General features: G+C 72.9%; 23 protein-coding genes. 13 read left to right on the plus strand and 10 right to left on the minus strand.

The window, feature by feature from the left end; genetic code table 11:
- Positions 1-63 precede the first annotated feature (63 nt).
- Both BI06_RS26685 and BI06_RS26690 read left to right on the plus strand, forming a co-directional pair.
- Positions 64-753 carry a nitroreductase family protein gene (locus BI06_RS26685; RefSeq protein WP_051742210.1) on the plus strand — a complete coding sequence of 230 codons (690 nt, stop codon included), beginning with the start codon at positions 64-66 and terminating at the stop codon, positions 751-753.
- Between the two features lie 205 nt (positions 754-958).
- The gene (locus BI06_RS26690; RefSeq protein ID WP_051741921.1) at positions 959-1549 is read left to right on the plus strand and encodes a GNAT family N-acetyltransferase; all 591 of its coding nucleotides are present in this window, start codon (positions 959-961) and stop codon (positions 1547-1549) included.
- A 38-nt stretch (positions 1550-1587) separates the two neighbouring features.
- Here BI06_RS26690 and BI06_RS26695 read toward each other — a convergent pair whose 3' ends face one another.
- Entirely contained in the window at positions 1588-2544 is a 957-nt protein-coding gene (locus BI06_RS26695) for an aldo/keto reductase (RefSeq protein WP_030391182.1), read from the minus strand.
- A 138-nt stretch (positions 2545-2682) separates the two neighbouring features.
- Positions 2683-3246 carry a hypothetical protein gene (locus BI06_RS26700; protein WP_233290301.1) on the minus strand — a complete coding sequence of 188 codons (564 nt, stop codon included), beginning with the start codon at positions 3244-3246 and terminating at the stop codon, positions 2683-2685.
- A gap of 280 nt (positions 3247-3526) precedes the next feature.
- Between BI06_RS26700 and BI06_RS45575 the strand changes: the two genes are divergently transcribed.
- Complete coding sequence (locus tag BI06_RS45575) at positions 3527-5050, plus strand: carbohydrate binding domain-containing protein (protein WP_078879542.1); 1524 nt, start codon at positions 3527-3529, stop codon at positions 5048-5050.
- Positions 5051-5252: 202 nt separating this feature from the next.
- Positions 5253-6695 carry an SDR family NAD(P)-dependent oxidoreductase gene (locus tag BI06_RS26710; RefSeq protein ID WP_043472131.1) on the plus strand — a complete coding sequence of 481 codons (1443 nt, stop codon included), beginning with the start codon at positions 5253-5255 and terminating at the stop codon, positions 6693-6695.
- A 90-nt stretch (positions 6696-6785) separates the two neighbouring features.
- On the opposite strand, the gene BI06_RS26715 is transcribed toward BI06_RS26710, so the two are convergent.
- The 3 genes from BI06_RS26715 to BI06_RS26725 form a co-directional block, all read right to left on the minus strand.
- The gene (locus BI06_RS26715; protein ID WP_043472134.1) at positions 6786-7373 is read right to left on the minus strand and encodes a hypothetical protein; all 588 of its coding nucleotides are present in this window, start codon (positions 7371-7373) and stop codon (positions 6786-6788) included.
- A gap of 102 nt (positions 7374-7475) precedes the next feature.
- Complete coding sequence (locus BI06_RS26720; protein WP_149030484.1) at positions 7476-7811, minus strand: DUF6191 domain-containing protein; 336 nt, start codon at positions 7809-7811, stop codon at positions 7476-7478.
- Positions 7812-7918: 107 nt separating this feature from the next.
- On the minus strand, positions 7919-9025 hold the full coding sequence (locus BI06_RS26725; RefSeq protein ID WP_051741925.1) for a restriction endonuclease: 1107 nt from the start codon (positions 9023-9025) through the stop codon (positions 7919-7921).
- A 197-nt stretch (positions 9026-9222) separates the two neighbouring features.
- Here BI06_RS26725 and BI06_RS26730 point away from each other — a divergent pair, with 197 nt between their 5' ends.
- A complete protein-coding gene (locus BI06_RS26730) occupies positions 9223-10203 on the plus strand; it encodes a hypothetical protein (protein WP_043472137.1) in 981 nt (326 codons plus the stop codon).
- 27 nt (positions 10204-10230) lie between these two features.
- Here BI06_RS26730 and BI06_RS26735 read toward each other — a convergent pair whose 3' ends face one another.
- The gene (locus BI06_RS26735; protein WP_043472140.1) at positions 10231-10665 is read right to left on the minus strand and encodes a nitroreductase family deazaflavin-dependent oxidoreductase; all 435 of its coding nucleotides are present in this window, start codon (positions 10663-10665) and stop codon (positions 10231-10233) included.
- A 114-nt stretch (positions 10666-10779) separates the two neighbouring features.
- Between BI06_RS26735 and cutA the strand changes: the two genes are divergently transcribed.
- Positions 10780-11112, plus strand: coding sequence for a divalent-cation tolerance protein CutA (gene cutA / locus BI06_RS26740; protein WP_043472143.1), 333 nt, complete (start codon positions 10780-10782; stop codon positions 11110-11112).
- Positions 11113-11164: 52 nt separating this feature from the next.
- Here the strand turns inward: cutA and BI06_RS26745 are convergent, their stop codons facing one another.
- Positions 11165-12394, minus strand: a complete 1230-nt coding sequence (locus tag BI06_RS26745; protein ID WP_043472146.1) for a GNAT family N-acetyltransferase — start codon at positions 12392-12394, stop codon at positions 11165-11167.
- 163 nt (positions 12395-12557) lie between these two features.
- Between BI06_RS26745 and BI06_RS26750 the strand changes: the two genes are divergently transcribed.
- Positions 12558-12908 carry a DUF6247 family protein gene (locus tag BI06_RS26750; RefSeq protein WP_043472149.1) on the plus strand — a complete coding sequence of 117 codons (351 nt, stop codon included), beginning with the start codon at positions 12558-12560 and terminating at the stop codon, positions 12906-12908.
- A 121-nt stretch (positions 12909-13029) separates the two neighbouring features.
- Here the strand turns inward: BI06_RS26750 and BI06_RS26755 are convergent, their stop codons facing one another.
- Together BI06_RS26755 and BI06_RS26760 are read right to left on the minus strand one after the other, a co-directional pair.
- On the minus strand, positions 13030-13356 hold the full coding sequence (locus BI06_RS26755; RefSeq protein ID WP_043472152.1) for a hypothetical protein: 327 nt from the start codon (positions 13354-13356) through the stop codon (positions 13030-13032).
- Positions 13357-13463: 107 nt separating this feature from the next.
- The gene (locus BI06_RS26760) at positions 13464-14348 is read right to left on the minus strand and encodes an SDR family oxidoreductase (RefSeq protein ID WP_051741928.1); all 885 of its coding nucleotides are present in this window, start codon (positions 14346-14348) and stop codon (positions 13464-13466) included.
- Positions 14349-14454: 106 nt separating this feature from the next.
- Between BI06_RS26760 and BI06_RS26765 the strand changes: the two genes are divergently transcribed.
- The 5 genes from BI06_RS26765 to BI06_RS26785 all read left to right on the plus strand — a co-directional run bounded on the left by BI06_RS26765 (position 14455) and on the right by BI06_RS26785 (position 19058).
- Entirely contained in the window at positions 14455-15087 is a 633-nt protein-coding gene (locus BI06_RS26765) for a TetR/AcrR family transcriptional regulator (RefSeq protein ID WP_043472157.1), read from the plus strand.
- Between the two features lie 176 nt (positions 15088-15263).
- Positions 15264-16484 carry a cytochrome P450 gene (locus tag BI06_RS26770; protein ID WP_369826259.1) on the plus strand — a complete coding sequence of 407 codons (1221 nt, stop codon included), beginning with the start codon at positions 15264-15266 and terminating at the stop codon, positions 16482-16484.
- A 90-nt stretch (positions 16485-16574) separates the two neighbouring features.
- Complete coding sequence (locus BI06_RS26775; protein WP_051741929.1) at positions 16575-17735, plus strand: type III polyketide synthase; 1161 nt, start codon at positions 16575-16577, stop codon at positions 17733-17735.
- The gene (locus BI06_RS26780; RefSeq protein WP_078879547.1) at positions 17732-18454 is read left to right on the plus strand and encodes an NUDIX hydrolase; all 723 of its coding nucleotides are present in this window, start codon (positions 17732-17734) and stop codon (positions 18452-18454) included. The genes BI06_RS26775 and BI06_RS26780 overlap by 4 nt, the downstream gene beginning before the upstream one ends.
- Positions 18455-18635: 181 nt before the next feature.
- Positions 18636-19058: an SHOCT domain-containing protein gene (locus tag BI06_RS26785; RefSeq protein WP_043472159.1), complete on the plus strand. Its 423-nt coding sequence runs from the start codon at positions 18636-18638 to the stop codon at positions 19056-19058.
- Positions 19059-19131: 73 nt separating this feature from the next.
- Here BI06_RS26785 and BI06_RS26790 read toward each other — a convergent pair whose 3' ends face one another.
- Positions 19132-21642 carry a Tex family protein gene (locus BI06_RS26790; RefSeq protein ID WP_051742212.1) on the minus strand — a complete coding sequence of 837 codons (2511 nt, stop codon included), beginning with the start codon at positions 21640-21642 and terminating at the stop codon, positions 19132-19134.
- Between the two features lie 361 nt (positions 21643-22003).
- On the opposite strand from BI06_RS26790, the gene BI06_RS26795 reads away from it, so the two are divergent.
- Positions 22004-22945 carry an aminoglycoside phosphotransferase family protein gene (locus BI06_RS26795; protein ID WP_233290302.1) on the plus strand — a complete coding sequence of 314 codons (942 nt, stop codon included), beginning with the start codon at positions 22004-22006 and terminating at the stop codon, positions 22943-22945.
- The last annotated feature ends 11 nt before the right edge of the window (positions 22946-22956 follow it).

Genomic DNA, 22956 nt, shown 5'->3' on the forward strand with positions numbered 1-22956 from the left:
GCGGGCCGGGGAGGAGGTCCAGACCTCTTCCCCGGCCCGCCGTCATGTGCTGTGCTGTCGCCCATGGTTGACAGCACAGCGCTCGACAGCGCGGTGGCGGGGACGCCCTACCCGAGTGTCCCGCTCACCCCCATGACCGTGCCCGCCCACGAGGCGGAGGCACGCAGCAGGTCCTTCCACGACGTGATGGCGCAGCGCCGGACCGTCCGCGACTACTCGACCCGGCCGATCCCGGACGGTGTGGTGGAGTGGGCGATCCGCACCGCCAACACCGCGCCGAGCGGCGCGCACGTCCAGCCCTGGCGGTTCGTGGTGATCACCGATCCGGAGCGCAAGCGCCGACTGCGGGAGGCCGCCGAGGCCGAGGAGCGCGAGTTCTACGCGCACCGGGCCTCCGAGGAGTGGCTGGCCGCACTGGCGCCGATCGGCACCGACTGGGAGAAGCCCTTCCTGGAGGACGCCCCGGCCGTGATCGTGGTCTTCGAGGTGCACAAGGGCCCGCACTCGCCGCGCCCGTACTACACCAAGGAGTCGGTGGGCATCGCGGTCGGCCTGCTGCTCGCCACGCTGCACCAGGCGGGGCTGGCCACGCTCACCCACACGCCGAGCCCGATGAAGTTCCTCAACGAGGTGTGCGAACGGCCGCAGGAGGAACGGGCCGCGTACGTCATCCCGGTGGGGTACCCCGCGGAGGGGGCGCGCGTACCGGACCTGCGGCGCAAGGAGCTCGACGAGGTGCTGATCCGCCTCTGACGCGCCCCCGGACGGCCCGGTAAGCGGCGACGGGCGGTGGTGACGGATACAGGACGTCGACATAATCGCTGTCATGAATCACGTCATGCCATCGCCGTGCGGGGGCGCGTCCGGTTCCCTCTCGTCGTCCGCGCCTCCGTCCTCCTCGCCTCCGTCCTCCTCGCCTTCGCCCGGCGCGCCCGCGCCCGGTACGCCCGACGCGCCCGTGCCCGACGGGCCCACCCTCAGTACACCCACCCTCGGCCGGCCGCCCGAACTGCTGCGGCCGGCCGAGGGGATCACCCTGCGCCGCCGTTCCGCCGCCCAGAGCCTCGCCCTCAACGCCGCCGTCCGGGCCAATCTGGACCATCTGCGCCCCTGGCTGGAGTGGGCCGCCGAGGCCCCCACCGTCGCCCGCACCGCCGAGCTGACCGAGGCCGGTGCCGCCGCCTGGGACGCCGGCACCGACTTCATCTACCTGGTCGGCCTGGACGCCGAACCCGGCCGGGTGATCGGCTCGTTCGGCCTGCACCGCCGGATCGGGCCGGGCGCGCTGGAGATCGGCTACTGGGTCGGCACCGACCACGTCGGCCGGGGCATCGCCACCACCGCCGCCCGGGCCCTCACCGAGGCGGCGTTCGCCCTGCCCGGCATCCACCGGGTCGAGATCCACTGCGACCCGGCGAACGCCGCCAGCGCCGCGGTGGCCCGACGGCTCGGCTTCCGCCTCGACCGCGAGATCGACGCACCGGTGCGGGCACCGGGCGAGACCGGGCGCAAGCAGATCTGGGTGCAGGAGCGCCGCCCCGCCCGGTAGCGTTCCGCCCCGTGGCGCTCCGTCCGGCAGCGCCCCACTCAGTACCGGTCGCCCGAGGGCGCCGGCAGCGCGTCCAGCTCGGCAAGGTCCGCCGGCGACAGCACCAGCTCGGCCGCCGCCGCGTTCTCCGCCAGGTACTTGGGCGTCTTGGTGCCCGGGATCGGCAGCACGTACCGCCCCTGCGCGACCACCCAGGCGAGCGCCACCTGCGCGGGCGTCGCGCCGACCCGCGCCGCGACCGCCCGCACCCGCTCCACCAGCGCCAGGTTCGCCTTCAGCGCGTCCTGCTGGAAGCGCGGCAGCCCACGGCGGAAGTCGTCGGCCGGCAGCTCGTCGAAGGAGGCGATGCCGCCGGTCAGGAAGCCCCGGCCGAGCGGCGAGAACGGCAGGAACGCGATCCCGTGCTCCTCGGTGTAGGGCAGCACCTCGGCCAGCGAGTCCCTGGTCCACAGCGACAGTTCGTTCTGCACCGAGGCCACCGGGTGGACGGCCCGCGCCCGCTCGATCTCCTCGACGCCCACCTCGGACAGCCCGATCCGGCGCGCCTTGCCGGCCGCCACCGCCTCGGCGAGCGCGCCCCAGGACTCCTCGATCGGCACCTCCGGGTCGACCCGGTGCAACTGGTACAGGTCGACGTGGTCGGTACCGAGCCGGTGCAGGCTGTCGTCGATCGCCCGCCGGATGTGCTCGGGCCGGCCGTTGCGCAGCACCCGCTCCTCACCCGTGCCCGGCACCAGGCCCACCTTGGTGGCGAGCACCGCCCGCTCCCGGTACGGACCGGCCAGCGCGGCGCCGACCACCTCCTCGTTGCTGTACGGGCCGTAGATGTCGGAGGTGTCGATCAGCGTGACCCCGAGGTCGAGCGCCTGCCGGATCACCCGCACCGAGGTCTCGTCGTCCCGGTTGTGGACGTCGTAGGCCCAGGTCATCCCCATGCAGCCGAGGCCGACGACCCCGACCTCGGGACCCTCGCTGCCGAGCGTGGCGTTGCGCATGACGTACTCCTCACTGGTGTCGGCCCCCGTGGCGCCGACGTGCGACCGGATCAACGGGCACCAGCCTGCCCCTTGGAGTGCACTCAAGGTCAAGCGACACCGCCGCGCGGGGCCGGTGCCCCGCCGCCGATCCACGCATCAGCCCCGCCGCGCGAGCGCCTCGGCACCGGCGGCCGTCCAGATCCGCCGTGCCAGTTCCTCCGGCGCCAGGGTGCCGTCGACGGTCAGGCCGCAGTCGGCCCGCAGCGGCTCGATGTGGCGCTCGTGGGCGTCCCGCCGGTGCTCGACGTAGTTCCGCAGCAGCACCGCGAGCGGGAAGTCGCCCGCGACGCACTTGCGTTCGATCTTGCGGGCCAGCCGGAGGTCCGCCGCCACGTCAACGAACACGTCCAGTCGGGGGCGGGCGCGCGGCGAGGACACCCGGCGGGCGAAGAGGCCCTCGACGATCACCACCGGGACGGCGTCGAGCGCCGCAGCGAGGTCGGCGTCCAGCCGCTCGCCGTCGATCGAGCGCGGATCGCCGACGTCCAGCCGGGGCGTCCCGGTCTCGTCGGGCGCCCACACGCCCCGCCCCGGTTCGGCGTACCAGTAGTCGTCGCCGTGCAGGACCCGGACCGGCTCCTCCGCCGCGGCCGCCACGAGCGCCGCGGCCAGTGTCGTCTTGCCCGCTCCCGCACCGCCGGTCAGTGTCAGCAGCACCATGCCCTCCCCCTTCTTCCGGCCGACGGCGCGAGCACCGCCCGGCCGGCGACCGTACGCCCACCGGCATCCTCCCGCCGGAACCTTAACGTCCGCGTAAGACGTGCCGGGAGCCTGCTTTGATGCCCCGAAGGTTCTTGACGTGCCCAGGTGGTCTAGTCCAGCTTGGTCCTCAGCACCGCGCACCTCCCCCACCCGGACCACCTTCCGCCGTCACCCGCCCCCGCGCCTCCTCCCCACCGCGCGAGGCCGGTGGCAGGCCTCGTTCCCGAGAGGCACCCCCATGCCACGCGCGCCCCACGACACCCCTGCCCGGCACCGCCGCCCGGCGGTCCGCTCCAAGCTGCTCGGCCTCACCGCCGCCGTCGTCCTCGCGGGCGGCGGCCTGGCCACGATCGCCGGGAACGCCGGCGCCGCCGACGGCAACCTGCTCGCCAACCCCGGGTTCGAGAGCGGCTCGCTCGGCCCCTGGAGCTGTTCCGGCACCACCGGCAGCGTGGTCAACTCCGGCGCGCACGGCGGCTCCTACGCGCTGAGCGGCGCCGTCGGCAGCTCCGACACCGCGCAGTGCGGCCAGAGCGTCGCCGTGAAGCCCAACACCACCTACACGCTGAGCGCCTGGGTCAAGGGCCAGTACGTGTACCTCGGCGCGACCGGCAGCGGGGTCACCGACCCGGCCGTCTGGACGCCCGGCGGCAGCAGCTGGCAGCAGCTGACCGCCACCTTCACCACCGGCGCGGCCACCACCAGCGTCAACGTCTACCTGCACGGCTGGTACGGCCAGGGCGGCTACCTCGCCGACGACGTCGCGCTGTCCGGCCCCGGCGGCAACCCGACCACCCCGCCGCCCACCACCGCCCCGCCGACCACGACGCCCCCGACCACCACCCCGCCCACGACCGCGCCGCCCACCACCCCCGCGCCCAACGTGGCGCTCCCGGTGGCCCCGTACATCGACATGGGCGCCTGGCCGACCCCCTCGCTGCCCGCGATGGCCAAGTCCGGCAACCTCAAGGCCTTCACCATGGGCTTCGTCACCGGCGTCGGCTGCAAGGCCAGCTGGTTCAACGCCTACGACCCGCGCACCGGCTGGGCCAAGGACCAGATCGACGCGCTGCGCGCGGCCGGCGGCGACGTCAAGCTCTCCTTCGGCGGCGCGAGCGGCACCGAACTCGCCGCGGCCTGCACCACCGTGGACTCGCTGTTCGCCGAGTACGACGCCGTCGTGAAGGCCTACAACCTGCGCTACGTGGACTTCGACATCGAGGGCGCCGCGATCGCCGACACCGCCGCCAACGACCGCCGCTCCGCCGCCCTCGCCAAGCTGCAGAAGGCCAACCCGGGGCTGAAGGTCTCCTTCACCCTGCCGGTCCTCCCGGAGGGCCTCACCACCGAGGGCGTCGCCATCGTCCGCTCGGCCCGCGACGCGGGCGTGGACGTCGACCTCGTCAACATCATGGCGATGGACTACTACCGCTCCGGCGCGGACTACGGCGACGCCGCCGTCCAGGCCGCGCAGTCCCTGTACGGCCAGCTCAAGGCCCTGTACCCGGCCAAGAGCGACGCCCAGCTGTGGTCGGCGGTCGGCGTCACCCCGATGATCGGCGAGAACGACGACCACCAGGTCTACAACCAGGCCGACGCCCAGCAGCTGGTCGCCTTCGCCCGTCAGCACCACCTCGGCGAGCTGGCCTTCTGGGACGCCACCCGGGACGCCAACGCCTGCACCGGCGGCCTCTTCAAGTGCACCAACATCCCGCAGCAGCCCTACGAGTTCGCCAAGATCTTCGCCCAGTACGCCGGCTGAGCAACCCCGGCCGGGCGACTCCGGCCGAACACCCCGGCCGAACAGCCCCATCCGCACCCGCACCGGCGGCCCCACCCCCACGGGCCGCCGGTGCGGCGTTATTCGAGCGCGCGTTCGCGGACGGTCCACTACAGTCCCCCCATCACCGGGGCCGCCCACCAGCGGCTCCGACGCAGGTGAACAGGCACACGAGGGGGCGGACATGACAGTCCGGGACGACACGGGCACCACGACCGGGGAGATCACCCCCGAGGAACTGGCCGCGTTCAGCCGCACCCTCGGCCGCCTGCGCGCACTGCCCACCGGCGACCTCACCCGGCTGCACGCCGAGCGACAACTCAGCTCCTTCCACCGCGAGAGCCGCAAGCAGCGCCGTCAGGAGGAGCGCGCCGAGATCCTGGCCGCCGACGCCCGTCTGCTCGCCGCCACCGCCACCGGCGCCCCGGACCGCCGCGAGGACGCCCCGCTCGCCGCCGTACCCGTCGGCCCCGCAACGGGCCGCCCCGCAACCGCCCACCCCGCACCGCTCGGCGAACTCCGCGGCAGCCGCCGCTGCTACGTCTGCAAACAGCGCTACCGCGAGGTGGACGCGTTCTACCACATGCTCTGCCGCCCCTGCGCGGCCGACAACACCGCCCGCCGCGCACTCTCCACCGACCTCCGGGGCCGCCGCGCGCTGCTCACCGGCGGCCGAGTGAAGATCGGCTTCCAGCTGGCCCTGATGATGCTGCGCGACGGCGCCGAGCTGCTCGTCACCAGCCGCTTCCCGCACGACACCGTACGCCGCTTCCGGGCCGCCGAGGGCAGCGCCGCCTGGTGGGACCGGCTCACCGTCATCGGCATCGACCTGCGCGACCCGCGCCAGGTCCTCGGCCTCACCGAGCAACTGCGCGCCGACGGGCGGCCGTTGGACATTCTGGTCAACAACGCCGCGCAGACCCTGCGCCGCCCGCCCGAGTCCTACGCGCTGCTGACCGCCGGCGAGCGGTCCGCCCTGCCCTCGGGCGACGCCGCGAGCATCACGCATGCGCCCGGCTTCCGGCCGACGGCCGCCCTGGCTCCGTCACCGTCACCGCTCCCGGGGCCGCTCCCGATCACGCTTCCGATCACGCTCCCGATCCCGCTCGGGGCCGACGAGGCCGGCCTGCTGCCGGACCTCGCGGACACCAACTCCTGGTCCGCACGCCTCGGTTCGCTCGACCCCACCGAGGTCCTGGAGGTCCAGCTCGTCAACGCGCTCGCCCCGGCCCTGCTCTGCGACCGGTTGCTGCCACTGCTGCTCGCCTCCCCGCACCCGCGCCGCTACATCGTCAACGTCACGGCCGTGGAGGGCCGGTTCGCCGTCCGCAACAAAACCGCCGGCCACCCGCACACCAATATGGCCAAGGCCGCGCTCAACATGCTCACCCGCACCAGCGCGGCCGAACTCGCCACCCAGGGCGTGCACATGTGCGCCGTCGACACCGGCTGGATCACCGACGAGAACCCGGCCCCCCGAAAGGCCCGGATCGCCGCCACCGGCTTCCGCACCCCGCTCGACATCGTCGACGGCGCCGCCCGCGTCTACGACCCCGTCGTCCGCGGCGAGGCGGGCTCCCCGGTCTCGGGGGTCTTCCTCAAGGACTACCGCGAGGCGGCGTGGTGACCGACCGACCGCGAGTCGGCCCTCCGGACCGCGGCCCGTGGTCGCGGTCCGGACGTCCTTTCGCATTCATCGATCCTGCTCGCCCCGGCACTACCGGTCGAGCAGCCTGAAACGCGGAAACTCCCTCGGTGTGCGCCGCCGCACCCGGCACGCGCCGCACGAATCGACCGACCGGGTTGAGCTCACGAACGCGGCGGGCAGCCGGACCGGCGGGCGCTCGGTGCGGGCGGCCCGCTCGGCGGCCTTCGCCCGGGCTGCGATCGTCGACCTGCGCGCTCGAAGCTTGGGCGGCCGAAGCACAAAGGGCTCCTCCGGGGGAAGCTTCGGCACCGCATGCGGCCGCTCGGCCAGTTCCGCGCACCAACGCTCGGCCCACGCCGGATCGAGGGCATACAGCGCGGCCGCCCGCCGCTCCACCGTCCATTCGGGCCTGCGGAGCGCGTCGCAGACGAGCCGGTACAGCAGCTCGGACTCGTCGTCGGTCACCCACTCGCCGATCTTCACACCCCGGTCGAAGTCGAGACAGCTCAGCCGCCCGTCGACACCGACCACCAGGAGCCTTCCCTCCGCATGGGCGAAACCCGGCCTGCCGTACTCACTCAACCCCAGAAGATCCCACAGCCGGTCGATCCGGTCCCCCAGCTCGTACCGCAGCTCGGCCCGTTGGTCCTCATCCATCCTCGGCACTCCCTCGCGCACGGAACGCCGGTTCCCTGCGGCGCACACGGCCGAGCATACATATTTAACGTCCAACTGACGATAAGTGGTCCGGGTGCCCGTTCAGCCGCCGGACGGACCCCCGGCCGCCTCCTCGGCCACCCGCTTGCGGATCACCACCGCGGTGCCCGCGTCCAGGTCGATACCGTGGCCGGGCGGGGCTGTCGCGTGGTCGTCGTCGCGCAGGACGAGCTGCGCCTGGCGCTGCTCGACCTGGACGCGCTTGCCCGCGTGGAAAAGGGCGTGCAGTTCCTCGAACACCGACATGCCGAAGCCACCGGAGGATCCCGATCCGGCCTCCGGCCCGCCGTTGCGGCGATTGCTCACCACCGCCGCCAGGGCGACCAGACCGGTCACCAGGACGGCCGCCGCCATGACCACTGCCACCACTACCGTCATGCCGTTCGAACGATCGGGTCACGCACGATCGTTCCGACGCCCGCCGCGCAGGAGGTCGACCTCGCCGACTTCCTGCGCGGCGGCCGGTAGCGGTCACTGCCCCGCGGTCACTGCCCGGCAGCCACCGCTTCCTCGTCCGTGACCTCCAGGCCGTACGCCACGACCGCCTGCCGCAGGCCGCCCGGATAGCCCGCGAGGGCGGGGGTGAAGTCCCAGTCCCCCGCCTCGCTGCGGTCGAAGCGGCCGAGGCGCATGGCGATGTTGCTCTCCGCCCCGTCCGCGAGGTGGACGACGGCCGCGTCCTGGTCGGCGCCCGCCTCGAGGATCAGCGCCGGTCCGGCGAACCCGGCCATGGTGGCCGAGGGGTGGTTCTCGGTGTCGGCGGCGGCGATGACGACGAGCCGGTCCGCCTCGGCGGGCAGCGCGTCGAAGTCGACCATCAGGCAGGCGTTGGCGTCGTCGTAGCCGGTGACGAGGCGGACCGAACCGTCCGGCGTGGAGGCGTTGTTGTAGAAGACGAGGTGGTCGTCGGAGAGCGCGCGGTTGCCCTGGCAGACCAGGGCGGCGATGTCGTACTCCTCCTCCCCCGTCCAGTGCAGCAGGAGCCGCGCGGGCTCGGCGGCCACGTCGATCGCGGGCGCACTGTCGCCCGACCCGCCGCCGGCCGCGTCGTCCGCGGCGCTCGCGTAGGCGGGCGCGAACATCTCGTGGAAGCCGTGGTGCTTGAGCAGGCCGACCAGCTCGGAGCCGTTGATCAGCGTGATCGGCTTGCCGGAGACGAACTGGTGCGAGCTGGGGCCGAACTTGCTGGTGGTGACGAGCACGGCCTTGGTGGCCGCCCGGTCGTGCTGGAGCGTTCCGAAGAGGTCCCGCACGACCGACGGGGTCACCGTGTCCCGGTAGCGCTTGACCTGCACGATCACATTCCCGCCCCGGAACGGGTCGCTGTCGATGCCGCGCACGTCCACCCCGCCGTCCTTCGACCGGGCGGTCAGCTCGACCTTCATGCCCATCGACTCCATCAGCCGGGCTATCAGCTGCTCGAACTCGATCGGGTCCATCTCCAGCAGGAGTTGGAGCTCGCGCACCCGCCGTGCCATCCGGCCGCGGTTCGCATTGGTGTCGTCGCGGAGGTGCCGGAACAGCATCCGCTGGGCGCGGCGCTCGTTGGCATCGGGATTGCTGAGACGGTGGAGCTTGCGGCTCCGGGACATAGGTACTCCCTCGAACGCACATGGCTGACGTCTCGTCAGGTGCGTGTCAGAAATGGCGACTTCAGGACGGCTTGGGCACATCCCCCGCTGGGTAAGTGAGTAGGTTACCGCCGTACGCGGACTCTGTCGTTCGGATCGGCACGGGCAGATTCCCCGACAGCCCGCCTGCGGTCACGACCCGCTGCCAGAATTGCCGCATGAGCACCGAGGGAGCACCGCTGGAGCTGGCGCACTACTACCCGGGCTGGATCTGGGACGACGCCGCCGTGGGGCGGATGAAGAGCCTGCTGCTCTACTTCGACGGCTTCGCCCTGCTGCTGCCCGAGCACCACTTCGGGACGACGGTCGCCCGCGAGGCGCGGCTCGCCGGTCCGCTGCACGACAAGGGGCTGCTGCACAACCTGGAGCCGGACACCTGGCTCGACGCGGACAGTGCGATGCTCGTCCAGGAGGCTGCCCAGAACACTCGGCGGAGCACGGTCCAGGAGCCGCTGAACGCCGCGAGGACGGGTGACTTCAGCGGGTCGATCACCGCCGACCACTTCGGCCCCGTGGAAATACGGGCCCCACGCATCGACGAACTGCTGCAGTCCGGCGCGGTGACCCGTCTGCGCCCTGACCTCGGCCCGGACATGGTCGAGATGGCGCCCACCGCCCGCGAGGCCGCCCTCATGGCGCTGGCCCTCGTCGCCCAGCAGCGCATCGCCGACAGCCGCCTGCACCTGGTGGGTGACCTGGCCGAAGCGAATCACGCCACCGCGTTCGCCGTGCACCGCGACCTGGAGGACGTCGGCATCGACCTCTCGCCGGTGCCGCTCGACGAGATCCTCGACTTCAAGAAACGGTACGGCGACGACTACAAGAGGTACGCCCGTGAGCTGCGCGTCTTCGTCCGGGCGCTCGAAGGGATCGATCACCCGGCAGACCGTAAGCAGTTGTTGAACGATCGCAAGGAATCGCTCGCCGACCAGGCCGCCGAACTCCGCCGGACCCGTCGAGCCTGGGGCCGCCCCCTGGCATCGCTCGCCCTCGCCGGAGCGGGCGCCGCCTGGACCCTGCACCAACCCGATCTCGTGGGGGCTCTCCTCGGCCTGTCCCAAGCGGCGTCGGGATTCACGACGCCGCCCAAGCAGCACACCCCCTTCACCTACCTCCTCGAAGCACGCCGGCTGGGGTGAACCCGGAACCCGGGCCTACCGGAGCCCTTACTCCAGCACGAAGACGGGGATCACCCGGTCGGTCTTCTCCTGGTACTCGGCGTACGCCGGGTACGCGGCGACCGCGCGCTCCCACCACTCGGCCCTCTCCTCGCCCGTGACCTCGCGGGCCGTCATCTCCTGGCGCGCGGGACCGTCCTGGAGCTCCACGTGCGGGTCGGACTTGAGGTTGAAGTACCAGACCGGGTGCTCCGGGAAGCCGCCCTTCGAGGCCACGGCCGCGTACCGCCCATCGTGCTCCACCCGCATCACCGGGATCTTGCGGATCTTGCCGCTCTTCGCGCCGCGCATCGTGACGATGACGACCGGCAGGCCCGTGTCCCAGAGGGTCGTGCCCTGCGTGCCGCCCGAACTCTCGTACAGCTCGACCTGGTCGCGGATCCACTGCGCCGGACTCGGCTCGTACTCGCCCTCAAGAGGCATCGCGTTCACTCCGTCGTCGCGTCGTGAAGAAGGGACATCCCGGGCGGGCAGCCTATCGAGCGCGGGGCTCCGGTGCCCCCTCGGCGCTCCGCTCCGTGGTTAGGCTCTCCCGTCATGGCAACGAACGACAGTGAGCTCCTCGTGGTGACCACGACCCACGACGAGGAGACGACGGCGCGCACCCTGGCGGCGGACGTCGTACGGGCGCGGCTGGCCGCCTGTGCGCAGGTGTACCGGATCCAGTCCGTGTACTGGTGGGACGGCGAGGTCCAGGACGCGGCGGAGTGGCGGACCGACTTCAAGACGCGCGCCGAACTGGCTGACGCACTGGTGGAGTTCATCGGCGAGCGGCACGAGTACGACACGCCGGAGGTGATCGCCGTGCCGGTGGTGGCGAGCAGCGCCGCCTACCTGGAGTGGGTGCGGGCGGAGACGACTCAGGGGTGAACGGAGCGCAGGAAGTCGGCGGATCCGACTTCCTGCGCTCCCCGAACGCCCGTCAGAACCAGTGCAGGCAGTGCGGGGGCTGCTCGGTGCGGAAGAGGGTGTCCGCCACGGCCGCCGCGCCCGGATGGCGGGCCTCGATGCGGCCGGCGCGGACCAGGGTGCTCGGGGTGGTGCCGCCGAGGTAGATCGAGCCGAGGTCGCTGACGTCCAGGGTCAGGTCCGGCTCCCGCTCGGTCTCCACGCACTCCGCCTTGCCGTCCCGGACGGTCAGCAGGTAGCGGTTGCGCTCGCCGAGGAAGGCGTCGTCGACGTCGAGCACCAGCTCCCCGTCCGCGTACCAGCCTCGTGCGGCCAGGGCGCGCGGCACGTCCAGCAGTCGCACCCAGAGCCAGTCCTCCTCGGCGCTGGTCTCACCGCTGCGGATGTCCTCCAGCTGCCACCGCAGCGGGTGCCAGGACGGGACGTGCTTGAACACGATCTGGCCGACCAGGTCGTGGCCGAGCACCGTCCGGGCCAGGGTCGTGAACACCGTGTCGTCGAGGGCGATGACCTCGTCCACGGTCAGCGTGCTCGTCTTGTTCACGCGGTCGAACTCGCCGAGCGCGTAGCTGGCGTAGCCGTCCGGGACGCCGGCGGCGTCCCGGTGCAGCACGACGTAGCGCGGCGCCGGGGAGATGGGGGGCTGTCCGCCCCGCAGGGCCCACCAGCGGTGCGGGCGGGAGAGAGCACCGGGCTGGGCGAGGCGGTAGCGGTCGTAGACGTCCTCCAGGATCTCCTGGCAGTCGTCGCTCCGCAGCAGCTCGACCGAACCGGTGTCCTCGCCGCCCGCCCTCGGGGTGATCAGCTCGGCCCGCCTGCGCGGCACGGTCAGCCGGTTGGTCCACGTCGCCGGTCCGTAGCCGAAGCGGCGGTAGATCACGGCCTCCGAGGCCAGCAGCACCGAGAGGAACTCGCCGCGCTCCCGGACGTCCGCGAGCTGGCGCCGCATCATCGCGGTGAGCGCGCCCCGGCGCCGGTGGGTGGGCGCGACGCCGACGGCGGTGACACCCGAGACCGGGACGACGGCGCCCCCGGGCAGGGTGAGCTCGAAGGTGTACGCGGCAGCGGTGCCGACGGGCCGCCCGTCGTCCGCCACGGCGAACAGTCCCCGGTCCATCTCGAACGCCGACCACCAGGCCCCGCCGCCGTCCTCGGTGGTGGTTCCGGGGAACAGCCCGAAGGCCGAGTGCATGGTGGCGATGAACTTCTCGCGGTCCTGCTCGGTCGTGGCGCGGATCTCCATCGGTACTGCGGCCTCCCCGGCTCGTCCGCACCACCTCCCGTGGCGCCAGCCACAGTGCATCCGCCCCGACTGCCCAGGTCAAGCGAATTACCCCCTCGGCATCGCCCACCTCCCCGGTCCGGCCGATACCGAACAGCCTCACTCCAGGAGAGAGGAGTGCTTCATGAGCCGGCCCGTCCACGAGGGCATCGCGCTGATCCCTCGGCCCCAGCAGAACCCGGCAGCGCTCAGGGCCGCACTGACCGTGGTTGCCGCAGACCGCCTCCCGGAAATGTTCGACGGACAGGCCGAGGCAATGGCCGAGGCCGTCGCAACCGGAAACATTCAGCCGCTCCGCTCGTTCGTGGCGCACTGGTCAGCGATCGTGGAGATCGAACGACATCCGGCCATCGCCCGGGTGTACCACCAGGCGAACCAACTCGCCAACCACGCCGCGACCCTTGCCGCGCGCCGGGAACACGCCACCACCGTTGCCGAGTTCTACCGCGTCGCCTACGCGGCGGCGAACGCGTGACCTGGCACTCCGGTTCGGCGCGGCCCGTACAACCAAGGGTCGGGCGGGGTGGGCTTCGACGTGCATGTGCCCGGCCCTCGGCCTGGCGGGGTCAGCAGGCCGAGGGGGTGGGGCGGGTCGGTCAGCTGAAGATCACCGAGCGGAACTTCAGGCGGTTGCCGAGCCGCTTGCCCGGGTTCATGACGTAGTAGGTGTCGCCGACGCAGTTGAAGTCGAGGAACACCGTGGCCGTGGAGGTGGTGAAGTTCTCCGGCGCGAAGGCCGGGTGCTCCTCGGTGGCACCGAACACATTGATGCAGTCGCCGCTCACGGGCTCGGCCAGTCCGGTCGGGACGCCGGGGCCGACCTTGTAGAGGAACTCGCCGTCGGCGGCGTTGGCGGAGGTCGGTACGGCGAGGGTGATCAGCAGGGCCCCGGTAGCGGCGACCAGGGAGTTGCGAAAGCGCATGGTGGTTCCTCGGGCTCAACAGTGCCGGCGCATCCGGCGCAGCGTCGATTCCCCCGCACCCGCCCCCGTACCGGCCGTTCACCCGGTCGGGGGGAAAAATCACCCGTTCAGGCCACCCGCTCGCCGCTCGGCTCGCGCCGCTCCGCCCCGCCGCCCGCCATCGCGTCGCGGACGCCGCGCGAGAGGCGTTCGGCGATCGCGGCGACCAGGGTGCGCGGGCGGCGCGGGGTGAGGTGGGCGCTGAGCTGGTTGGCCAGGCCGGGGACGACGTAGGCGCGGTCGGCATCGAGGGCCCGGAGCGCCGCCCGGACGACCGGTCCGACCGTCGCGAAGCTGCCCGTGACGGCGGCCTTCCTGGTTCCGATGACGTTGAAGAACTCGGTCTCCACCGGCCCGGGGCAGAAGGCGAGCACCCGGATCCCGCGCCGCCGGTACTCCTGGCGCAGCGCGAGGCTGAAGTTGAGCACGAAGGTCTTCGAGGCGCCGTAGACGGCGAGGTACGGGGTGGGCTGGAAGCTCGCCGTGGAGGACACGTTGATCACCGACCCCCCGCCGCGCGCGAGCATGCCGGGCAGCAGTTCGTGGGTGAGGTCGACGAGCGCGACCACGTTGACCATCAGCTGGTCGTGGTCACGCTGCCCGTCGATCGTCTCGAAGGGGCCGCAGGTGCCGAAGCCGGCGTTGTTGACCAGGAGGTCCACGGCTAGGCCCCGGTCGGCGAGTTCGGCGCCGACGCGGTGGGCGGCGTCGGGGGCGGAGAGGTCCTGGACCAGGACGTGGGCGGTGATGCCGTGGGCCTCGCCGAGGCGCTTGGCGAGGTCGTGCAGGCGGTCCTCGGAGCGGGCGACCAGGACGAGGTCGTGGCCGCGCGCGGCGAGCTGGGCGGCGAACTCGGCGCCGAGGCCGGAGGACGCGCCGGTGATCAGAGCAGTGGTGGCAGTACGCACGGTGGTGCTCCCTTGTCCCGCGATCTGTGACACGATCTGTGACATTAGAGTATCGGATAACCGCAGATCTGCGACACCTCTGTTTCAGTTAGTGGGCGAGCCGATCCCCCGCTGTACCGTTCCCGGGTACGCCAGAGCTGGAGGCACACAGATGAACCGCACGCCCGGGCGCCCGCTGCGCGCCGACGCCGAACGCAGCGTCCGCGCGATCCTCGCGGCGGCCGAACGCGTCCTGGCCGAGCACCCGGGCGCGACCATGGAGCAGATCGCGGAGGCCGCCGGGGTCACCCGCACCACCGTGCACCGCCGCTTCGCCAACCGGCAGGCACTCGTCGACGCGCTGGCCACCGAGGCCGCGGCCAAGCTCGCCGAGGCGATCGAGGACGGGCACCCGGAGACCGCACCGCCGCTGGTCGCGCTGCACCGGGCGACGGCCAATGTGCTGCGGGTGAAGGCGGCCTGGGGCTTCGCCCTCGGGCCGGCGGCCGCCGGGAGCGAGCCGGCCGCCCGGATCCACGAGGAGATCGCCCGCCGCTGCGTCGAACTGCTCGGCCGGATCCAGGAGCAGGGCGTGATCGCCGCGGACGCCGACCTGGAGTGGGTGCGGCGGGTCTACTACGCCCTCATCGGCGAGGTCCTGCACGGGGAGCCGGCCCACGGCTGCGGCCCGGCCACCGCGGGAACGGCCACTGCGGGAACGACCACGGCCCTCGACCCGGACGCGCTGGCGGCCCGGATCGTGGACACCGTCCTCCACGGCGTCGGCCCGCGCCCCGCGGGCTGACGCCGCCGCCGGGCACGGACGGCCCGAAGACCCCCAACTCGCCCATATGGCATGACAATCGTCTATCTCCCTCGATCGAGGGAAAGATCGCCCATGACGCCATTTTCGCCGCCGGATGGGGGAACATCAGCACGTCCGCGCCCGAACGATCCCGGTCGGGCGGCAGAACCCGGCCCCTGGATCAGCCCGTGACTCCCTCCTCCGCATCCGTGTGGGACTGCCCCTTCAACCACACCGACGGCCTGGAGTTCGACCCCCTCCTCAAGCGACTGCTCACCGAGGAGCCGATCGCCAGAATCCGCCTGCCGCACGGCGAGGGCGAGGCCTGGCTGGCCACCCGCTACGAGGACGTCCGCGTGGTCACCACCGACCGCCGGTTCAGCCGCGCCGCGGGCATCGGCCGGGACCTGCCCCGGATGACGCCCGCCCCGATCGCCCAGGTCGAGTCCATCAACCTCATGGACCCGCCGGCCCACAACCGGCTGCGCCGCCTCGTCGCCCAGGGGTTCACCAACCGCCAGGTCGAGCGGATGCGCGCACACACCCAGCGCGTCGTCGACGGCTACCTCGACGAGATGACCGAGCACGGCGCCCCGGCCGACCTCGTCGCCCACCTCTCCGCCCGGCTCCCGCTCACCACCATCTGCGAGCTGCTCGACATCCCCGCCGAGGACCGCACCGAACTCCGCGGCCACGCCGTCGCGATGATGGCGATGGGGCCGAACAGCGGCGCCGGCCAGGTCAACGCCAAGACCGCGCTGCGCGCCTACTTCGCCGAGCTCACCGCCGCCCGCCGCCGCGACCCCGGCGAGGACCTCATCAGCGCCCTCGCCACCGCCCGCGACGGCGCCGAGCTGCTGGACGACGACGAACTCGCCGTGATGGCCATGGTCCTGCTGGTCACCGGCCACGACACCAGCACCTACGAGCTGTCCAACATCACCTACACCCTGCTCACCCACCCCGAGCAGCTCGCCAAACTCCGCGCCCAGCCCGAGATGCTGCCGCGCGCCCTGGAGGAGTTGCTCCGCTTCATCCCGTTCCGCCAGGGCGTGGGCATCGCCCGGGTCGCCACCGAGGACGTCGAGCTCGGCGGCGTGCTGATCCGGGCCGGCGAGCCGGTGCACGTCTCCTACCTGGCCGCCAACCGCGACCCGGCGGTGTACGAGCGGCCCGACGAGCTCGACCTCGACCGGGGCGCCCCCACCCATATGACCTTCGGCTACGGCACCCACCACTGCCTCGGCTCCCATCTGGCCCGGATGGAGCTCCAGGTGGCCATCGGCACCCTGCTGAACCGGTTCCCGGGGCTCCGGCTCGCCGTGCCGCCGGAGGCGCTGGACTGGCGGACCGGCTCGATCTGGCGCTACCCGCGGACCCTGCCCGTCGCCTGGTGACGACCGCCCCCAGCCGCAGACCGCCTGCCCGCAGGAACCCTGCCAACAGGCCACCTGCACCCAGGCCACCTGCCCATCGGAGACCCCGCCATGCCAACGCTCTGCCGCCCCGCCGTCGCCGTCCCCGAGCACGTCATCACGCTCGACCAGACCCTCGACCTGGCGCGCACCCTGCACGCCGACCACCCGCAACTCGGGCTCGCCCTGCGGCTGATCGAGAACACCGGGGTGCGGACCAGGCACCTGGTCCAGCCCATCGAGGAGACCCTCCGCCACCCCGGCTTCACCGCGCGCAACGCCGTCTACGAGCGGGAGGCCAAACGCCGCGTCCCCGAGGTGGTCGAGCGCGCCCTCGGCCACGCCGACCTCACGGCCCAGGACATCGACCTCATCCTCTACGTGTCCTGCACCGGCTTCATGATGCCCTCGCTGACCGCCTGGCTGATCAACAGCATGGGGTTCCGCTCCGACACCCGCCAGTTGCCGATCGCCCAGCTCGGCTGCGCGGCCGGTGGCGCCGCCGTCAACCGGGCACACGACTTCTGCCGCGCCTACCCCGGCGCCAACGTGCTCATCGTCGCCTGCGAGTTCTGCTCGCTCTGCTACCAGCCCACCGACCTCGGCGTCGGCTCGCTGCTCTCCAACGGGCTGTTCGGCGACGCGATCGCCGCCGTCGTGCTGCGCGGCCACGGCGGCACCGGCGTCCACCTGGAGCGGAACGGCTCGCACCTCGTCCCGGACACCGAGCACTGGATCTCCTACGGGGTCAAGGACACCGGCTTCCACTTCCAGCTCGACAAGCGCGTGCCCGGCACCATGGAGATGCTCGCCCCCGCCCTGCGCGCCCTGGCCACCGACCACGCCTGGGACGTCTCCGGCCTCGGCTTCTACATCGTGCACGCGGGCGGCCCGCGGATCCTCGACGACCTCTGCACCTTCCTCAACCTGGAACCGGCCGCGTTCCGGTTCTCCCGTGCCACGCTCACCGAGCGCGGCAACATCGCCAGCGCCGTGGTCTTCGACGCTCTGGCCCGGATGTTCGAGGAGGGCGGCGTCGAGGACGGCACCCAGGGTCTGATCGCGGGCTTCGGCCCGGGCATCACCGCCGAGATCTCGCTGGGCAGTTGGGTGCGGCAACCGCTGGAGGCGAAGGTCCCGCGCCGGCCCCGGGCGATCGACGCCGCAGAGCTGACCCTGGCTCACCAGACCACCCCCCTGCTGCGTCCGGCCGGGACTACGATCACCGAATGACCGATACCACCGATGCCAGCCATGCCACCGATGCGGCCGGGACGGCCGATGCCGCCGCTGTCACAGCTGTCGGCGCTGTCACCGATACGGCCGGGGCGACCAATGGGGCCGGGGCGACCGGGACGGCCGGGGCGCCGTCGATCCCCAGACCGCCCCGGCCCGGTGACGCGTCCCGGGCCACCGAGCTGGCCGCGCTCTTCCCCGCCCTGCACGCCCCGCAGTACTGGGCCTGGGGCCGCTACGACGCGCAGTTCTCGACCGTCCTGCCGCCGGACGAGCTGGTCACCAACATCCACCTGGTGGGCTTCACCGACGGCGACCGGGTGGTGCTCTGCCGTGACGACCGGAACCACTGGTTCCTGCCCGGCGGCACCCGCGAGCACAACGAGTCCGTGGACTCCTGCCTGGTCCGTGAGCTGCGCGAGGAGGCCGGCGCCCGGCTGCTCGGCGAGCCGGTCTGGCTGGGGGCGCACCGCTGCGTGACCGACGACCCGGTGCCCTACCGGCCGTGGCAGCCGCACCCGGAGAAGGCGTGGCTCTGGGGCTGGGCCGACGTGGCGGTGGACTCGGTGCCGACCAACCCGGACGACGGCGAGCAGGTCGTCGAGGTGCGGGCGGTGGAGCCGGACGAGGCCCGGCGGCTGCTGCTGGACGGCCACGAGGCCTGGTGGGGCGAGCTGATCGCGCTGGCGGTCGAGCTGCGGTCACGACCGCGCTGAGCCGGGCCCGACGGCCGCCGGGCCGCGCCCAGGAGCCCGTCGGACCAACGCTCGGAGGCTCGCCGCGCCGCGCCGCGAAGGTCACCGGAATGGCCCAGTACGGCAGCATGGCGCCCGATTCACGGTGATATGACTCGAAGGGACTCGGGTCCCTCTCGGGCCCGCACCGACGGGAGCCGTCATGGACAACTACCCGCTGCTCAACATCTTCTGGACGATGCTGGAGCTGTTCCTCTGGATCCTCTGGTTCTTCCTGCTGTTCAAGATCATCACGGACATCTTCCGCAGCCACGACATGGGCGGCTGGGCCAAGGCCGGCTGGATGATCCTGGTGATCCTGCTGCCACTGATCGGCGTGCTGGTGTACGTGATCGTGCGCGGCAAGAGCATGGGGGAACGCGATGTCGCCCAGGCCCAGAAGGCCGACGCGGCGTTCAAGGCGTACATCCGGGACGCGGCCGGTACCCCCGGCGAGGGCGGCACCGGAGGCGAGGGCACGGGCCGCAGCCATGTCGACGACCTGGCGAAACTAGCCGCGCTCAAGGCCGACGGGTCCATCACCGAGGAGGAGTACCAGCGGGCCAAGGACAAGCTGCTGGTCTGACCCCCGGTAGGGCCGCGGTGGCCGGTGGACGCACGTCCACCGGCCACTGCACCACGTCCTGGCGCCCCGGGTGTCAGCGCCGCCCGGAGCGGCGGTCGTCCGATCCGCCCCCGCTGGCCAGACCGGCCCGGCGCAGCGCGTCCGCCATGGCGCTGTTGCCCAGCGACCCCGAGCCGCCCGAGCCACCGGAACCACCCCGGTCCCGACGCTCCTGACCGCCGCCGCCCTGGCCACGACCGCCCTGGCCGCCACCCTGACCGCCCTGACCGCTCTGGCCCCCCTGGCCTCCGCGCCGCTCCTGGCGCGGCGGCCGCGCCTGCCGGTCGCCGCCGCGCCCGCCCTCGCCCCGACCGCCCTCGCCGCCACCGCGGCCGACCTCGTCGTCCAGCCGCAGGGTGAGCCCGATCCGCTTGCGCGGCACGTCCACCGTGGTGACCCGGACGGTCACGATGTCGCCGGGCTTGACCACCTCGCGCGGGTCCTTGACGAAGTTCTTCGACAGCGCCGAGACGTGCACCAGGCCGTCCTGGTGCACACCCACGTCGACGAAGGCGCCGAACGCGGCCACATTGGTCACCACGCCCTCCAGCACCATGCCGACCTCCAGGTCGCCGATCTTGTCGACGCCCTCCTTGAAGGTGGCGGTGCGGAACGCCGGACGCGGGTCGCGCCCCGGCTTGTCCAGCTCGCCCAGGATGTCGGTGACGGTCGGGACGCCGAAGGTGCCGTCGGCGAAGTCGCTCGGCCGCAGCGCGCGCAGCCGGCTGCCGTTGCCGATCAGCTCGCGCAGCTCCCCGCCGGTCGCGGCCAGGATCCGGCGCACCACCGGGTAGGCCTCCGGGTGCACCCCGGAGGCGTCCAGCGGGTCGTCGCCGTCCGGGATCCGCAGGAAGCCCGCGCACTGCTCGAAGGCCTTCGGGCCGAGCCGGGCGACGTTCTTGAGCTCCTTGCGGGTGCGGAACGGGCCGTTGGCGTCCCGGTGCGCGACGATGTTGTCCGCGAGCGTGCCGGTGATGCCGGAGACCCTGGTCAGCAGCGGCGCGGAGGCGGTGTTGACGTCCACACCGACCGCGTTGACGCAGTCCTCGACCACGGCGTCCAGCGAGCGCGAGAGCTTCACCTCGCTCAGGTCGTGCTGGTACTGGCCGACGCCGATCGACTTGGGGTCGATCTTGACCAGCTCGGCCAGCGGGTCCTGGAGCCGGCGGGCGATCGACACCGCGCCGCGGATCGACACATCGAGGTCCGGCAGCTCCTGCGAGGCGAACGCTGAGGCCGAGTACACCGAGGCGCCGGCCTCGCTGACCATCGCCTTGGTCACGCCCAGCTCCGGGTGCCGCTTGAGGAGGTCCTCGGCGAGCTTGTCGGTCTCCCGCGAGGCGGTGCCGTTGCCGATCGCGACCAGGTCCACGCCGTGCTTCTTCGCCAGCGCCGCCAGCGTCGCCAGCGCGGCGTCCCACTTGTTGGCCGGCTGGTGCGGGTAGATCGTGTCGTGGCCGAGCACCTTGCCGGTGGCGTCCACCACGGCGACCTTCACGCCGGTCCGGAAGCCCGGGTCCAGGCCCATGGTGGCGCGGGTGCCGGCCGGGGCGGCCAGCAGCAGGTCCCGCAGGTTCGCGGCGAACACCCGGACCGCCTCGTCCTCGGCCTCGGCGCGCAGCCGGCCGCGCAGGTCGATGCCGAGCCGGACCAGCACCCGGGTGCGCCAGGCCCAGCGGACGGTGTCGCCGAGCCACTTGTCGGCCGGGCGGCCGTGGTCGGCGATGCCGAAGCGGGCGGCGATCCGCTGCTCGTAGTCGCTCGCGCCGGGCAGGTCGCCGCCCTCGTCGCCGTCGTACGGGGACAGGTCGAGGTCCAGCACCTCCTCCTTCTCGCCGCGCAGCATCGCCAGGATCCGGTGCGAGGGGAGCTTGGTGTACGGCTCGGCGAAGTCGAAGTAGTCGGCGAACTTCGCGCCCTCCTGCTCCTTGCCCTCGCGGACGGTGGCGACCAGCCGGCCCCTGCTCCACATCCGCTCGCGCAGCGAGCCCACCAGGTCGGCGTCCTCGCCGAACCGCTCGACCAGGATCGCCCGGGCGCCCTCCAGCGCGGCGGCGCCGTCCGCGACCGACTCGTTGAGGTACCGCGCGGCCAGCGCCGCCGGGTCCTGCGTCGGGTCGGCGAGCAGGGTGTCCGCCAGCGGCTCCAGACCGGCCTCGCGGGCGATCTGGGCCTTGGTGCGCCGCTTCGGCTTGAACGGGAGGTAGATGTCCTCCAGCCGCGCCTTGGAGTCGGCGGCGAGGATCCGGGCCCGCAGCTCGTCGTCCAGCTTGCCCTGCGCCTCGACCGACTCCAGGACGGCGGCGCGGCGCTCCTCCAGCTCCCGCAGGTAGCGCAGCCGCTCCTCCAGGGTGCGCAGCTGCGTGTCGTCCAGCGAGCCGGTGACCTCCTTGCGGTAACGGGCCACGAACGGCACCGTCGCGCCGCCGTCCAGCAGCTCGACCGCCGCCTTCACCTGCCCCTCGCGGACGCCCAGTTCCTCGGCGATCTTCCGCCCGATCGCCTGCTGGGCCTGCTGGGCCGCCTGTTCGACTGGCGTGGTCACGAAGCCGGTCACCTTCTTCAGAGTTGCTGTCCGTACCCCCGCATTCTGACAGCCGCCACCGACGGCCCGCCCCGCCCCCACCACCCCGGGCGTGGCGCGCCGGCGGTCCCGGCCGGACGGAGCCCACCCACGCGGGCGCGCCCCCGCCCCGCGCCCCACGACCGCTCCGCGCCCACCCGCGAAGCGCTCCGCGACCGATCGGCCACCGCTCCGACCGGCCCGGACCGGCGGCTCCCGGCAGCGCCGACGCCTCCCCGAGCGCCCCCGCGAAACCCAACGCCCCTGTGAAATCCTCACGTTCTCACCCTGGTGTTCGAAATCCGCCTGATCGCGGGGCCCGTCCCGGCGTACAGTGCCGGGCATGTGCGCAGCCGCCCGGACGCCCGACCGCATGCACGACGACGACTTCCTGCACGACCGTCTTCACGACGAAGAACCCGTCATCGACACCGGCTTGGTGAGACGGCTGATCGCGGCCCAGTTCCCGCAGTGGACGGGCCTGCCGCTGACCCCGGTCGGCATCACCGCCACCGACAACGCGATGTTCCGGCTCGGCGCCGACCTCGCCGTCCGGCTGCCCCGGGCCGCCTGGGCCGCCGGGAACATCGCGCGCGAGCAGCACTGGCTGCCCCGCCTCGCGCCGCGGCTGCCGGTACCGGTGCCGATACCGGTCGCCCACGGGCGGCCGACCGCCGCCTACCCGTGGGAGTGGTCGGTGCTGCGCTGGCTGGACGGCGCCAACCCGACCGCCGGGGCGCTCGCCGACCCCGGGCAACTCGCCCGGGACCTGGCCGGGTTCCTCGGCGCGCTGCGCGCCGTCGAGCCGGGGCCGGACGCCCCGCCGGCCTCCCGCGGCGGCCCGCTGGCCGGCCGCGACGCCGCCACCCGCGCGGCGGTCGGACGGCTGCGGGGCGTGATCGACACCGGGGCGGCCACCGCGCTCTGGGACAAGGCACTGCGGCTGCCCGAGCCGACCGGCCCGGCCGCCTGGGTGCACGGCGACCTCACCGCCGGGAACCTCCTGGTCGCCGGACAACGCCTGAGCGCCGTCCTGGACTTCGGGCTGCTCGGGACGGGCGATCCGACGGTGGACCTGATCGCCGCCTGGAACGTGCTCCCGGCGTCCGCCCGCCCGGCCTTCCGGGCCGCCCTGGCGGTCGACGACGCCACCTGGGAACGCGGCCGCGCCTGGGCGCTCTCCATCGCCCTCGTCCAACTGCCCTACTACCGCACCACCAACCCCCCGCTGGCCGCCAACGCCCGCCACGTCGTCCGGGAGGTCCTGACGGACCGCAGCGTCTGACGGAGGGGGTG

The organism is Kitasatospora sp. MBT66, assembly GCF_000710405.2.
Classification (GTDB): Bacteria; Actinomycetota; Actinomycetes; order Streptomycetales; family Streptomycetaceae; genus Kitasatospora; species Kitasatospora purpeofusca.